Origin of the sequence: Bradyrhizobium guangzhouense, assembly GCF_004114955.1 — a bacterium.
Taxonomy (GTDB): domain Bacteria; phylum Pseudomonadota; class Alphaproteobacteria; order Rhizobiales; family Xanthobacteraceae; genus Bradyrhizobium; species Bradyrhizobium guangzhouense.
The window spans coordinates 892,839-906,235 of record NZ_CP030053.1 but is presented as its reverse complement, the minus strand read 5'-3'; the positions used below and the strand labels follow the sequence as shown (position 1 = coordinate 906,235).

The following is a 13,397-nucleotide window of genomic DNA, read 5'->3' as shown; positions in this document are numbered from 1 at the left end:
GCCAGATTTGCCGAACCACGCCCAGAGCGCTTGCCCGCCGACGGCCGCATGCCGCTCACGCCTGATTTGCACAACGAACCGATATTTCATCAATTCGCGGGAGCAGGAAATGGTGTCATACGAAAGCCTGAAGAGCGGGTATGAGAACAACTGGGCCAATCTCCAGATCCGGCCCACACGCCTGGCGGAGGCCAACGCAACGGCCCGCAAGGCCATCAACGGCAAGGCGACCTACCAACAAGTCGAGCGGCTCACAGGCGTGCCCTGGTGCTTCGTCGCGCTCTGCCACTATCGCGAATCCAATTTCGATTTCGACACCTATCTCGGCAACGGCGAGGCGCTGCATCGCGTGACATCTCTCGTTCCGAAAGGACGCGGCCCGTTCGCCTCGTTCGTCGAAGGCGCCGTGGATGCGCTGAGGATCCAGAACTTCGTCGGTGCGCAGGACTGGTGCATCGCGCGCACCCTGTACCGGCTGGAATGCTTCAACGGCCTCGGCTATCACGCCAGGGGCGTCAACTCGCCCTATCTCTATGGCGGCTCGACCCTTTACGGGCCGACCGAGGCGAGGGCCGGCAAATTCGTGGCCGACCATGTATTCGATCCGAACTATGTCGATACCCAGCTGGGCACCGCGGTCATCCTGCACGCGATGATGTCGCAGGATTCCTCGATCGATTTCGACGGCAGCCCATCCATTGTCCCGCGTTCCGAACCCGACGAGGACGTGGCGTCATCGGTCCTGCTGATGCAGCAGGCCCTCAACAAGCTCGGCACCCGGCCGCCGCTGGTCGAAGACGGCATCAGCGGACCCAAGACCAAGGCGGCGGTCTCGCAGTTTCAGCAGCAGAACGGCCTGCAGGATACCGGCGTGCTCGACGGGACCACGATCGCAGCCATCACGCGCGCAGGGATACAACCGGTGCAGACGCCCACCCTCGATCTGTCCCAGATCCTGTCGCGCCTGGAGAGCCTCGCGCAATTGCTGCAAGGCGGAGCCGCAAGCCAGGGAGGGACGACGTCAGGAACCGTAATATCCGGAGCGACAACGACAGTGGCCAACGATCCGATCAGCCTGCTCGAGCGGCTTTTGGCTCTCGCCAACAACGCGGCACCAGCGACTGGACCAACCCCATTGGGCGCTCCCGTTGCAGGACCTGGACTTGGACCTGCCGATCAGCTGAAGCCGATCGTCGACCTGCTCGGCACACTTCTCAGCAAAGACAGCAAGCCCGTGCTCGGCCAGGTCAACGGTGCGCTTGGCGAGACCATCGGCAAGATGCTCGACGGCAAGAAGACCGCGCTCGGCATCGGCGGCTCGCTCATCACCGCGCTGCTCTCCGCGGTGACCGCTAGCCCCAATGCGGGAGGTCTTGCCGGGCTATTGGGAACGATCGCGAGTGCGGTTCCGGGCCTGAGCCAATTCGCGCTCCCGATCTCACTCGCGCTCACCGCCTGGGGCGTGCTCGGCAAACTGGAGAAATGGGCCCAGGGCACCGCGCCGCCACCCAAGGTGACGAGCTAGATCTTCCGGGCGTCGAGGGCGGCGGCGCGGCGCTGCATCAGCCCACGCTCGCGTCCGTTGGTCGCAAGATGCGCGGCGGCTTCGAAAGCCTGCCGCGCTTCTGCGAGCCGTCCGAGCTTTTGCAGCAGATCGCCGCGAACCGCCGGCAGATGATGATAGGTCGCCAGCGCCGGCGCGCAGGCGACCGCGTCCAGCACGTCGAGGCCGGCTTGCGGTCCCTCGGCCATGCCGACCGCGACCGCGCGGTTGAGCTCGATGACCGGCGAGCGCACCAGCTGCGCCAGCTCGGCGTAAAGCTGCGCGATGTGCCGCCAGTTTGTCGCTGCAGCAGTCTCCGCTCTGGCGTGGCACGCCGCAATCGCCGCCTGGAGTGCGTAGAATCCATCGGCACCGCCAAGCTCGCCGGCGCGCGCGAGCGAACGCAGGCCGCGGCGGATCTGCAACCAGTCCCAGAGCGTGCGATCCTGGTCCATCAGCAGAACGGGATCGCCGTTCGTGTCGGTGCGCGCACCGGCCCGCGAGGCATTCAAATCCATCAGGGCGACGAGGCCGTGCACCTCGGGCTCGTCCGGGGCGAGACCGGCGAGCACGCGCCCCATGCGCAGCGCCTCGTCGCAGAGCTGCGGACGCAGCCATTCCTCGCCGCGCGCCGCGAGGTAGCCCTCGTTGAAGATCAAATAGACGACTTCGAGCACCGAAGCGAGGCGTTCCGACAAAGCCTCGCCTGATGGCGTCTCGTAGGCGAGACCGGAATTCGACAGCGTCCGCTTGGCGCGAACGATGCGCTGGGAGATGGTGGCTTCGGGCACGAGATAGGCGCGCGCGATCTCGGACGTGGTCAGCCCGCAGATCATGCGCAGCGCCAGCGCCGCGCGCGCCTCGCGCGACAGGATCGGATGACAGGCGGTGAAGATCAGCCGCAGCAATTCATCGCCGATGTCGTCGTCGAGCGCGGCATCGAAATCGGGCACGATCTCCTGCTCCTGCAACATCTCCCGCGCCAGCATGTCGTGCTTGACGCTCAGCAACCTGCCGCGACGCAGATGATCGAGCGCCCGGCGCCGCGCCGATGTCATCAGCCAGGCGCCGGGATTGTCAGGGATGCCGGTGGCGGGCCACGCTTCCAGCGCCGCCACCAGCGCATCCTGGGTCAGCTCCTCCGCGAGCGGCACGTCGCGCAGCATCCGCGACAGCGTCGCGATCAGCCGCGGCTGCACCACACGCCAGGTGGCGTGGACAGTGGCACGGACGGCTTGATCGATGTCGGCGGCCGTCATCGCCGCCGACCGGGAGGCGCGCAGATGGCCATCAGGCGTGAGCGGCTACGGCCGATCTGGCATCGACCTCGCAGGCCCCGTCCACGCCCGGGGTGGCGAACGCCCGCAATTCGCAGGTCCCGTCCCAGCCCGGCATGTGATCGAGGTGTAGCTGCATGAACTCCTTGGCCATGGCCAGGGCCTCCGCCTTGTCGCGCAGCTCGAAAATGGCGTAGCCGCCGACCACTTCCTTGGCCTCGATGAAGGGACCGTCGATCACGCTGAGCTCGCCGTCGACGATGCGCACGCGCGCGCCAGTCGCAAGTGGCATCAGCCCGCCATTGTCGATCATCCGGCCGGCCTTGATTTCCCGCTCGGATATTTTCTGCATGGCCTCCATCAGCGCAGGGCTCGGGCCTTTCATCGGCTGACTGGAGGTGACGATGTACATGAACCGCATGCAACACTCCTGATAAGGCGAGACGCGGCCGGTTCGGCCGCGCGATCAGCTCGCTACCCAGATGACGATCCAGCCGGGGCCGGATCGACATGACCTCAGAAAAAATCGGGCACGGGACAAACTGCAGGGCAGAAAAGTCAACGAACGGGCGCCTATTGGCGCAGCAGGATCAAGGGGTCGGCCGTATCGGGAACCCGCCGCCATTGCGCATTGTCGTCGGCCTCGAACTGCCAGACCTCGCCGGATTTCGACATCAGGATGATCTGGCCGCGCTCGAGCCGCCATTGCGTCGGGTTGAACTGCGCAATGGCCGCATCGCATTTCGGCTTGAGGAAGACCTGGAAATTGTCCTGGTCGGCCTCGGTGTTGGTCAGTGTCAAGCCGCAGATCGGCTGGCCATTGCTCCGGACCATCGCCCAGTCGCCGATCATCTGGTCCATCGATTTCGCCATCGAGCGGGCGGCCGCGAGGTCTTGCAGGATATAGACGCCCTCACCTTGCCGGAGGCCCTCGAAGATGCCGGCCTCGACCTCGGTGAAGTCGATCACGGATTCGCCCGATGCGTCCTGCAGACGGACGATGTCGAGGCCCTTGATGTTCCAGGCGACGATGTCCTTGGTAAAGGGCAGCGCGCTCTTGCAGGCCGGCTCGAGCTCGAGCTTGAAGCCTTGCGCGGCGGCATCGCCCTTCATCGTGACGACGCAGGTCTTGCTGCGTTCGGTGGTCGAGAGCTCCCACTGCCCGACCATCTCCTTCTTCAGGGTCGTCGCATCCTGCGCATGCGCAATGCCGATCGCGGCCAAAAGGGCCGCGACGGCGAATGCAACCGCCCTGAGAATTTGCATCAGCGTCCCTTGAACGGGGTTTCGGCCACCGGCGTCAGCGGCGGCTTGCCGGAGAACCATGACTTGAGGTTGTCGACCACCAGCTGGTCCATGGCGTTGCGCGTCACCACCGAGGCCGAACCGATATGCGGCAGCAGCACGACGTTCTGCATGGCCTTGAGTTCATCTGGCACGTTCGGCTCGGCCGCGAACACGTCGAGGCCGGCGGCGAGGATGGTGCCTGATTTCAGCGCCTGGACCAGCGCCTGCTCGTCGACGACGGAACCCCGCGCGACGTTGACCAGCACGCCACGCGGGCCGAGCGCCTTGAACACCTCGGCATTGATCATCTTGTTGGTCGAGGCGCCGCCGGGCACGATCACGACGAGCGTGTCCACGGCTTTCGCCATCTCGATCAGATCAGGATAGTGCTTGTAGGTGACGTCCTTGGACGGATTGCGCGAGTGATAGACCACCGGCACCAGCGAGGCATCGAGCCGGCGCGCAATGGCCTGACCGATCCGGCCCATGCCGACGATGCCGACCTTGCGGTCGCGGAGCGAGCCGACACTGAGCGGATAGTTCTGCGTCTGCCAGAGGCCCGAACGCACATAGCGATCGGCCTTGATGAATTCGCGGACGGTGGAGATCAGAAGGCCCATCGCGACGTCGGCGACCTCCTCGGTCAGCACGTCGGGCGTGTTGGTGACGATGATATTGTGCTCGGCCGCGTATTTGGCGTCGATATGGTCGTAGCCGACGCCGAAGCTCGCCACCATCTCGATCTTGGGCAGCTGCGACAGCGAATCCCGGTCGGCGCGGACGGTGTGATAGGTCACGGCGACGCCGCGGATCTTGTCGCGGATCGCCGGCGTCAATCGCTCGAGGTCACCGTGTGTCTCGGCCTTGTGCACGACAAAATGATCGGAAAACCCGTTCTCGAGGATCGGCCGCGCCGGCCCATAGATCAGAAGGTCGATCTTGTCGGACGAAATCGAACCGGTAGACATCAGGTTTCCTTTCCAAGCGCGCTCTCATGCCAGCGCCGTAAAACGAGGTGGGAAATTAGCGCCAGCACCCCATAGATGACAATCCCGGCCAGCGACAACAACAACAGCGCTGCGAACATGCGGGGTATGTTCAGGCGATAGCCGGATTCCGCGATCCTATAGGCGAGGCCCGAGCCGGCGCCCGCCGTTCCCGCGGCGATCTCGGCCACGACGGCGCCGATCAGCGACAGGCCGCCGGCGATGCGCAGGCCGCCCAGAATATAGGGCAGCGCCGCGGGCAGCTTCAGGAAGCGCAGGGTCTGTGGCGGCGAAGCGCCATACAGCTGGAACAGGCCGGCGAGGTTGCGGTCGACCGAATTGAGCCCGAGCGTGGTGTTGGACAGCACCGGGAAGAACGCGACGATGAAGGCGCAGACGACCACGGCGGTCTGCTGCTCCAGATAGATCAGCAGCAGCGGTGCGATTGCGATGACAGGCGTCACCTGCAGCACGATCGCATAGGGGAACAGCGAATATTCCACCCATTTCGACTGGTTGAACAACAGCGCCAGCGCGATGCCGCCGATGCTTGCGGCGATGAACCCCTCAAGCGTCGTCAGCAGCGTGGTGGCGAGCGATTGCGACAACACGGCCCGGTCCTTGATCAGCGTCAGGACAATCGCCGACGGCGCCGGCAGCACATAGGGCGGAATCTCCCGGATGCGGACCACGAGCTCCCAGACGGCGAGGCCGGCCGCCAACACGATGACGGGCAGCACGAGGCGCACCGCGCTTTGTGCGCCTGATGGCTTTGCGGGGACCGGGGCTTGCGCGTTCATAGTGTCGACTGCCCTGAATAGGACGGCGCGAGCGCGGCCGAGACGCGCCGGCAATAATCCGAGTACGCCGCCGAGGTGCGAAACTCCTCGCCGCGCGGCTCGACGGCCTCGATGCGGATATCGGCCTGGATGCGGCCGGGCCGCGCCGTCATGACAACGACGCGCTGCGACAGATAGACGGATTCGAACACCGAATGGGTGACGAAGATGACGGTCTTGCCGAGGCCGCGCCACAATGCGAGCAGGTCGTTGTTGAGGCGGAAGCGCGTGATCTCGTCGAGCGCCGCGAACGGCTCGTCCATGAGCAGGATATCCGGATCGGTGACGAGCGCCCGGGCGAGCGACACCCGCATCTTCATGCCGCCGGACAATTCGCGCGGAAACGCGTCGGCGAAGTCGGCAAGCCCAACGCTCGCCAGCGCTGCGTCGGCGCGGGCCCGCCCTTCGGCCTTCGCGATGCCGCCAAGCTTCAGCGGCAGCCGCACGTTCTCGCGCACGCTGGTCCAGGGCATCAGGGTCGGCTCCTGGAACACGAAGCCGATGCCATGACCCGGCTGCAGCTCACCTTCGTGGCGCGACACCCGCACCGTGCCTGATGACGCCGTGCTGAGCCCCGCAATCAGCCGCAGCGCCGTCGACTTGCCGCAACCGGAGGGGCCGAGCAGCGAGATGAACTCGCCCCTGCGCACCGCGAGGTCGAGCGGACCGAGCGCCATGACGCCGTTGTCGTAAACCTTCGTCACGCCGCGCAGGCTGACGGCGAGCGCCGTCAGGCTGGCCTCGACCGTGGACGAAGGTTTGCTCTCTACCATCGTTCGCTGATCGTTGCGGGGCACGTCACCTCTCCCCATCGGGGAGAGGTCGGCGCGTAGCGCCGGGTGAGGGGACGCAGGTCCCGCGAGAGAGCGTAAGCCCTCACCCGCATCGCATCCAAGGATGCGATGCGACCTCTCCCTTCGGGAGAGGTGAACCCCGCCATCGGCATTGTCGGATTCGATCGCATGCGTTACGGCTTAGCCGGGCGCAGCTCGACGCCGACGCCCTTGTTGACGAAGCGCAACGTGTAGGACTTGCGGAAGTCGAGATCGCTCCTCACGACGCCCGCCTTCACCATCTTGTTGAAGAAGGACGTGTAACGCTCGTCGCTCATCGCGCCGATACCGGCCTTGAGGCTGTCGCCGGAATCGACGATGCCGTATTGCTTCATCTTGGCGACGGAATAGGCGAGCAGGTCGTCGGTCATTTCAGGATTGAGCTTCTTGATCATGGCATTGCCGGCGGAATTGTCGCCGTAGATGTAATTGTACCAGCCGACGATCGAGGCATCGACGAAGCGCTGCACCAGGTCCGGCTTCTTTTCGACAATGTCGCGGCGGGTCTCGATCAGCGTCGAATAGGTGTTGAAGCCGGCATCGGCGAGCAGGATGACGTTGGGCTTGAAGCCGGCGGCCTTCTCGACCGCGAAGGGCTCGGAGGTGACATAGCCCTGCATCGCGCTCTTGGGATTGGCGATGAAGGGCTGCGGGTTGAAATTATAGGGCCGGACGTTCTTCTCGCTGAAACCATATTCGGACTTGAGCCACTGGAAATAGCTGCTCATGCCCTCCTTGGAGACGAACAGCGTCAGCGGCTTGAGGTCCTCCAGCTTGGTGACCTTCGCATCGGGCTGCGACAGCAGCACCTGCGGGTCCTTCTGGAACATCGCGGCGATCGTTACCACGGGAACGTTGTTGGCGACCGCGTCGAACGACATCAGCGTGTTCGCGGCCATGAAGAAATCGATCTTGCCGGCGATCAGCAGCATCCGGTTGTTCTCGTTCGGCCCGCCCGGCACGATGCTGACGTCGAGGCCGTACTTCTTGTAGGTGCCGTCGGCAACGGCCTGGAAGAAGCCGCCATGCTCGGCCTCGGCGACCCAATTGGTGCCGAAGGTGACCTTGTCCAGGGTCTCGCTGCGCGCCGGCAGGATCGACACGAGAGAGGCCAGCAAGCCCGCCGTTAACGCTCGCCGCAGATGAGGGGGGCTCATGAATGCACTCCGTGGATCGCTTCTGGCCGATGTGACAACAACGCGATAAAACCGCAACATATCAGGGGACGCGAACCGGTCGGGCCCGCGTCCCCTGATAACCCCAAACTACGTGACAAATTCGGGCAAAGAAACCTTGATGACGCCTTCCCGCGAATGGAACGAAATCCGCTGGGCCGATGCTGCTCTCGCGGACACCGCGCGCTGGATCGCGGTGCTGCCCCTGGCGGCGACCGAGCAGCACGGCCCGCATCTGCCATACGAGACCGACGTGCTGATCGCCGAGGCCTATCTGGCACGCCTGCGCGAGCTGATGCCCGCGGCGCTTCCGGTGACGTTCCTGCCCGTCGAACCGGTCGGCATTTCCACCGAGCATATCGATTATCCGGGCACGCAGACGCTGCCGACCGAGGTGGCGCTGAAGCGCTGGACAGGTATCGGCGAGGACATCGCGCGACGCGGCGTCAAGAAGCTCGTCATCATCACCAGCCATGGCGGCAACAGCGCAGCGATGATGCTGGTGGCGCAGGACCTTCGCGCGCATCAGAAACTGTTCGTGGTGACGACGTCGTGGTCGCGGCTGTCTGCTGCGGAAAAGCTGTTCCCATCAGACGAAGTGCGCCACGGCATTCACGGTGGCGCAATCGAGACCTCGATCATGCTGGCGCGCTATCCGGACCAGGTGCGCACTGACGCGATCGCGGATTTTCCCGCGAGCAGTATCGCGATGGAGCAACAATATCGCTGGCTCTCGACACAGCGGCCCGCACCCTTTGCCTGGCAGGCACAGGATCTCAACGCGAGCGGCGCCGTCGGTAACGCGACGCTGGCGGTGGCAGCAAAGGGCGATCAACTGCTCGACCAGGGCGCGCGCGCGTTTTGCGAGCTGCTGGCTGAAGTCGATAACTTCGACGTGAGCAGGCTCGCCAAGGGCCCTCTTGGGTAGCCGACATCTTGTTGGAATTGCTTCGGAAAGAGCGGGATTCGCGAGCTGCCTGAAGCGCCTTCGAACCTGATCCGGCAAGTCTCCGTCCAATTGGGCACGCGGACCACAACGGACCGCCTCAACCCGGATGGAGTTTCACATGTCGATCAAGACCAAGATTGCCGCTGTCGCTCTCGCAGCCCTCACCGTCACCGCTGGCATTGCGTCCACGACCTCGACTGCTCAGGCCAAGCCGCTCGGCTGGGGCTGGGGCGTCGGAGCCGGCATCGCCACCGCCGCCATCGTCGGCACCGCGATCGCCGCCAGCAACCAGCCCTATTATTACGACTATCACCGCTGCGGCTGGTCCCCCCGCTACAACGCCTTCGGGCAGTACGTCGGCAGCGTTCGCACCTGCTACTGAATGTTGAGGCCGATCTAAGTGGATCCCGCGTCCGACACGGGCGCCTCATCCACCCCGTGTCGTGCCCCGACCCGCCCGGTTGTCCCCCCGGGCGGGTCATCCTTTTTCGGGGCCGGGAATTCGTTGCAATACCGTCACATAAGGATGCGAACCATCTCTGCGACATTCTGGCCGAGTTGCTATTGCGAATTATTAGCAATAAGGTCCGAACGAATGCGGGGCGGGGATGAAATCGCGTCGAAACGAATTCATCTCGTTCGATCGCGTGACCAGCCAAGACCCTGATGACAGGACCGCCGCGATTCGGCAGGGATGTCGCGGCGGCGAGGTTACATTCGCGTCTTTGGGGGCGTGCGTTTTGACGTTGAGAAGTCATCGTTGCCGGTATTTGCGGACAGCCGCGGCGCTCGCCTCGGGTGTGCTCGTGCTGCCGGCTGCCGGCCTTGCCGCCGACCTGCCGCTGAAGGCGCGCGCCGCGAAGACCGTCTACGACTGGACCGGCTTCTATGTCGGCGGCCACGTTGGTTACGGCGATGCGGGCTTCGGTCCCGGCACCAATCCCCTGCCCGAGCAGGGCGCGCTGCTGCCTCACAGCGCAACAGGTTTCAGCGGCGGCTATCAGCTCGGCTATAACAGGCAACTCGCCAATGGCGTGGTGCTCGGCATCGAGGCCGATTCGACCTTCACGGCGCCGACTGACGGTCCTGCACTGGCGCGCTCACCGGCACCGTTCAACACCACAATCGACTACGTCGGCACCGTGCGCGGCCGCGTCGGTTATGCCTTCGACCGCTTCATGCCCTACGTCACCGGTGGTGTCGCCTGGGGCCACACGCACATCAACGTCAACGACACGGACGGCGTCACGCCGCTCTTCCCTGTCGGTCACTATCAGGCCGGATGGACGGCGGGCCTCGGTCTCGAATACGCCGTCAGCGGCAATTGGACCGCGAAGGCCGAATACGAGTATGTCGACCTCTCCCGCAAGAGCTACGACCTCAGCGGCTTTGGCCTCGGCAGCGTCAACGTCGATCCGCGTATCCATCTGTTCAAGCTTGGCCTGAACTACCAGTTCGGCGACACGCCGTGGATGCCGGCGGTCGGCAAGCCCAAGCTGCCTGAGTCCGACGACTGGAACGTCCACGCGCAGACGACTTTGCTGCCGCAAGGCTATGGACCGATCCATTCGCCCTATGCGAGCCCGCAGAGCCTGCCCGGCCGCGGCCAGTTCCAGGCGACATGGACCACGACGGCGTTCCTGGGCGCGCGGCTGTGGGACGGCGGAGAAATCTATTTCGATCCAGAGCTCGCGCAGGGCTTTGGCCTCAACGGCACGCTCGGCCTTGCCGGCTTCTCCAACGGCGAAGCGCAGAAGGCGGGCGCGCCATTCCCGAAGATCCGCGCGCAGCGCTACTACCTCAAGCAGACCTTCGGGCTCGGCGGCGAGCAGGAAGCGGTCGAGGACGGACCGAACCAACTGGCCGGCAAGCACGATGTCGACCGCGTCACGCTGATCGTCGGCCGCTTCGCCGTCGGCGATTTCTTCGACGGCAACTCCTACGCAAAAGACCCGCGCGCCGACTTCATGAACTGGGCGATGTGGTCGTCGGCGGCCTACGACTTCCCCGCCGACCTGCCCGGCTACACGCGCGGCGGCGTGGTCGAGCTCAATCGCAAGGACTGGGCGATCCGCGCCGGCTTGTTCCAGGTGCCGTCGGCGCCGAACAGCGATTTGCTGACCTTCAAGACCGGCGGCTCGGTGGTCGAGTTCGAGGAGCGCCATACGCTGCTCGAGCAGCCCGGCAAATTGCGTATCGGCGTGTTCGCCAACAGCGGCAACACCGCAAACTACCGCGAGGTCGTGGATCTGGCTGCGGCCAATCCGGCGCTGGATATCAATACCATCACCACAGCCGATCAGCGCACCCGGCTCAAATACGGCTTCTATGTCAATCTCGAGCAGCAGATCGTCAACGACGTCGGACTGTTCGCGCGGGCGAGCTGGAATGACGGCCAGAACCAGATCCTGTCCTTCACCGACATCGACCGAAGCCTGTCGGGCGGCCTGTCGATCAAGGGCAGCCACTGGGGACGTCCTGACGACACGGTCGGCATCGGCGGTGCCATCAACGCCCTGTCATCAGCGCATCGCGACTTCCTCGCAGCTGGCGGCACGGGCCTCCTGATCGGCGACGGCCAGCTCAACTATCGGACCGAACGCATCCTCGAAGCGTATTACGCTTATTCGGTGATCAAAGGGGTGACGCTGACCGGCGACTATCAATTGATCACAAACCCGGCCTATAACGCCGATCGTGGACCGGTCTCGATCTTCTCGGGCCGACTGCACGCCGAGTTCTAAGACCAGAATTGTTGCCCAGAAGGCGGGCCCATGAAGCCAAGAGATATCCGCACGGCCGCGATCGGCCGGGCGCTACGCCCCAATGTCTGGGATATCGTCGCCCTGATCCTCGTGATCGGGGCCATGGTGCTGATCGTCTATGGCGGCGAGCAGACCGTCGCGCCCTTGTCCGAGCTGGAGCGCACCCCGGTCTCGCTCGATCCGGCAAACCTGCCGCTCTATGCGCTGCGCACCGTGTTGCGGATGCTGCTCGCGATCGTTTGCTCGACGATCTTCACCTTCATCTACGCCGCGATTGCCGCCAAGAGCCGACGTGCAGAGATGGTCATGATCCCGGTGCTGGACATCCTCCAGTCGGTGCCGATCCTGGGCTTTCTGACCTTCACGGTCGTCTTCTTCATGAATCTGTTTCCGAGCCAGGTGCTCGGTGCCGAGCTCGCCTCGGTGTTCGCGATCTTCACGAGCCAGGCCTGGAACATGACGTTCAGCATGTACCAGTCGATGCGAAACGTGCCGAAGGACCTGGAAGAGGCGACGCAGAGCTTTCATCTCTCGGAGTGGCAGCGCTTCTGGCGCCTCGACGTGCCCTTCGCGATGCCGGGACTGATCTGGAACGCGATGATGTCGATGTCGGGCGGCTGGTTCTTCGTGGTCGCCTCGGAAGCGATCACCGTCGGCAACACCACGGTGACCCTGCCGGGTGTCGGATCCTATGTCGCGCTGGCGATCCAGCAGCGCGATTTGCCGGCGATCTTCTACGCGATCCTCGCCATGCTGCTCGTCATCATCGCCTATGATCAACTGCTGTTCCGGCCCATCATTGCCTGGGCCGACAAATTCCGCTTCGAGCAGACCGCGTCCGGCGAGCCACCCACCTCATGGATGCTGGACCTGTTTCGGCGAACCCGCGCCCTGCGTGCGGTGACGCTGCCCTTCTCCGCGATCAATCGCGTCGTTTCGAATTTGCGCATCTCGTTGCCCAGGCTAAGGGAAGCAACGAAGAGCAAGGGCCAACCTTCTCGATTGATCGACGGACTCTGGCTGGCCGTCATCCTCGCCGGCACGGCCTACGCCGCCTGGCTGACCTATCGCTATCTGTCGGCAAGTCTGGGCTTGAGCGATGCGCTGGTCGTGATCCGCGACGGGTTGATTACGCTGCTGCGCGTCATCGTCCTGATCAGCCTGGCGACCCTGGTCTGGGTACCGATCGGCGTCTGGATCGGCTTGCGTCCCAAGCTGGCCGAGCGCATCCAGCCGCTGGCGCAGTTTCTCGCTGCGTTCCCCGCCAACCTCGCCTTTCCGGTCTTCGTCGTCGCCATCGTGAGCTTCAAGCTCAATCCGAACGTCTGGCTGAGCCCGCTGATGATCCTGGGCACGCAATGGTACATCCTGTTCAACGTCATCGCCGGCGCCAGCGCCTTTCCGAGCGATCTGCGCGAGGCCGCGAGCAGCCTTCATCTCGGCGGATGGCGCTGGTGGTTCAAGGTGATCCTGCCCGGCATCTTTCCTTATTACGTCACCGGCGCGATCACCGCGTCCGGCGGCTCCTGGAATGCGTCGATCGTCGCCGAAGTGGCCAGCTGGGGCGACACGCATCTGAACGCGACCGGGCTCGGCGCCTATATTGCATCCGCGACCGAAGCGGGCGATTTCAGGCGTGTCGTTCTCGGGATCGCCACGATGTGCATTCTGGTGACGCTGTTCAATCGCCTGGTTTGGCGACCGCTCTACGCCTTCGGCGAACGCCGCCTGCGGCTTGGCTGA

General features: G+C 64.3%; 12 protein-coding genes. 5 read left to right on the top strand and 7 right to left on the bottom strand.

The window, feature by feature from the left end; all coding sequences use genetic code 11:
• Window positions 1–109: 109 nt before the first annotated feature.
• The gene (locus XH91_RS04375; RefSeq protein WP_128949444.1) at window positions 110–1,525 is read left to right on the top strand and encodes a peptidoglycan-binding protein; all 1,416 of its coding nucleotides are present in this window, start codon (window positions 110–112) and stop codon (window positions 1,523–1,525) included.
• Here XH91_RS04375 and XH91_RS04370 read toward each other — a convergent pair.
• The 7 genes from XH91_RS04370 to XH91_RS04340 form a co-directional block, all read right to left on the bottom strand.
• Window positions 1,522–2,802: an RNA polymerase sigma factor gene (locus tag XH91_RS04370; protein ID WP_128949443.1), complete on the bottom strand. Its 1,281-nt coding sequence runs from the start codon at window positions 2,800–2,802 to the stop codon at window positions 1,522–1,524. The two genes, XH91_RS04375 and XH91_RS04370, sit on opposite strands and share 4 nt — an antisense overlap.
• Before the next feature lie 31 nt (window positions 2,803–2,833).
• A complete protein-coding gene (locus tag XH91_RS04365) occupies window positions 2,834–3,241 on the bottom strand; it encodes a YciI family protein (RefSeq protein ID WP_128949442.1) in 408 nt (135 codons plus the stop codon).
• 152 nt (window positions 3,242–3,393) lie between these two features.
• Complete coding sequence (locus XH91_RS04360) at window positions 3,394–4,086, bottom strand: AprI/Inh family metalloprotease inhibitor (protein ID WP_128949441.1); 693 nt, start codon at window positions 4,084–4,086, stop codon at window positions 3,394–3,396.
• On the bottom strand, window positions 4,086–5,075 hold the full coding sequence (locus XH91_RS04355; protein ID WP_128949440.1) for a 2-hydroxyacid dehydrogenase: 990 nt from the start codon (window positions 5,073–5,075) through the stop codon (window positions 4,086–4,088). The genes XH91_RS04360 and XH91_RS04355 overlap by 1 nt, the downstream gene beginning before the upstream one ends.
• Window positions 5,075–5,893, bottom strand: a complete 819-nt coding sequence (locus XH91_RS04350; protein WP_128949439.1) for an ABC transporter permease — start codon at window positions 5,891–5,893, stop codon at window positions 5,075–5,077. Before XH91_RS04350 ends, XH91_RS04355 begins: the two co-directional genes overlap by 1 nt.
• On the bottom strand, window positions 5,890–6,705 hold the full coding sequence (locus tag XH91_RS04345; RefSeq protein ID WP_128954720.1) for an ABC transporter ATP-binding protein: 816 nt from the start codon (window positions 6,703–6,705) through the stop codon (window positions 5,890–5,892). Before XH91_RS04345 ends, XH91_RS04350 begins: the two co-directional genes overlap by 4 nt.
• 194 nt (window positions 6,706–6,899) lie before the next feature.
• The gene (locus tag XH91_RS04340) at window positions 6,900–7,922 is read right to left on the bottom strand and encodes an ABC transporter substrate-binding protein (protein WP_128949438.1); all 1,023 of its coding nucleotides are present in this window, start codon (window positions 7,920–7,922) and stop codon (window positions 6,900–6,902) included.
• Between the two features lie 139 nt (window positions 7,923–8,061).
• Between XH91_RS04340 and XH91_RS04335 the strand changes: the two genes are divergently transcribed.
• From XH91_RS04335 to XH91_RS04320, 4 genes are all read left to right on the top strand, one after another.
• Window positions 8,062–8,868, top strand: coding sequence for a creatininase family protein (locus XH91_RS04335; RefSeq protein WP_128949437.1), 807 nt, complete (start codon window positions 8,062–8,064; stop codon window positions 8,866–8,868).
• A gap of 139 nt (window positions 8,869–9,007) precedes the next feature.
• Window positions 9,008–9,271 carry a hypothetical protein gene (locus tag XH91_RS04330; protein WP_164934113.1) on the top strand — a complete coding sequence of 88 codons (264 nt, stop codon included), beginning with the start codon at window positions 9,008–9,010 and terminating at the stop codon, window positions 9,269–9,271.
• Between the two features lie 388 nt (window positions 9,272–9,659).
• Window positions 9,660–11,633: a carbohydrate porin gene (locus XH91_RS04325; protein ID WP_245470867.1), complete on the top strand. Its 1,974-nt coding sequence runs from the start codon at window positions 9,660–9,662 to the stop codon at window positions 11,631–11,633.
• A gap of 30 nt (window positions 11,634–11,663) precedes the next feature.
• Window positions 11,664–13,397 carry an ABC transporter permease gene (locus tag XH91_RS04320; protein ID WP_128949434.1) on the top strand — a complete coding sequence of 578 codons (1,734 nt, stop codon included), beginning with the start codon at window positions 11,664–11,666 and terminating at the stop codon, window positions 13,395–13,397.

Coding starts and splice junctions, on each gene's coding strand:
- XH91_RS04355 (WP_128949440.1), bottom strand. CDS start 5,075: ATGTCTACCGGTTCGATTTCGTCCGACAAGATCGACCTTCTGATCTAT.
- XH91_RS04340 (WP_128949438.1), bottom strand. CDS start 7,922: ATGAGCCCCCCTCATCTGCGGCGAGCGTTAACGGCGGGCTTGCTGGCC.
- XH91_RS04345 (WP_128954720.1), bottom strand. CDS start 6,705: ATGGTAGAGAGCAAACCTTCGTCCACGGTCGAGGCCAGCCTGACGGCG.
- XH91_RS04350 (WP_128949439.1), bottom strand. CDS start 5,893: ATGAACGCGCAAGCCCCGGTCCCCGCAAAGCCATCAGGCGCACAAAGC.
- XH91_RS04370 (WP_128949443.1), bottom strand. CDS start 2,802: ATGACGGCCGCCGACATCGATCAAGCCGTCCGTGCCACTGTCCACGCC.
- XH91_RS04335 (WP_128949437.1), top strand. CDS start 8,062: ATGACGCCTTCCCGCGAATGGAACGAAATCCGCTGGGCCGATGCTGCT.
- XH91_RS04360 (WP_128949441.1), bottom strand. CDS start 4,086: ATGCAAATTCTCAGGGCGGTTGCATTCGCCGTCGCGGCCCTTTTGGCC.
- XH91_RS04365 (WP_128949442.1), bottom strand. CDS start 3,241: ATGCGGTTCATGTACATCGTCACCTCCAGTCAGCCGATGAAAGGCCCG.
- XH91_RS04375 (WP_128949444.1), top strand. CDS start 110: ATGGTGTCATACGAAAGCCTGAAGAGCGGGTATGAGAACAACTGGGCC.
- XH91_RS04330 (WP_164934113.1), top strand. CDS start 9,008: ATGTCGATCAAGACCAAGATTGCCGCTGTCGCTCTCGCAGCCCTCACC.
- XH91_RS04320 (WP_128949434.1), top strand. CDS start 11,664: ATGAAGCCAAGAGATATCCGCACGGCCGCGATCGGCCGGGCGCTACGC.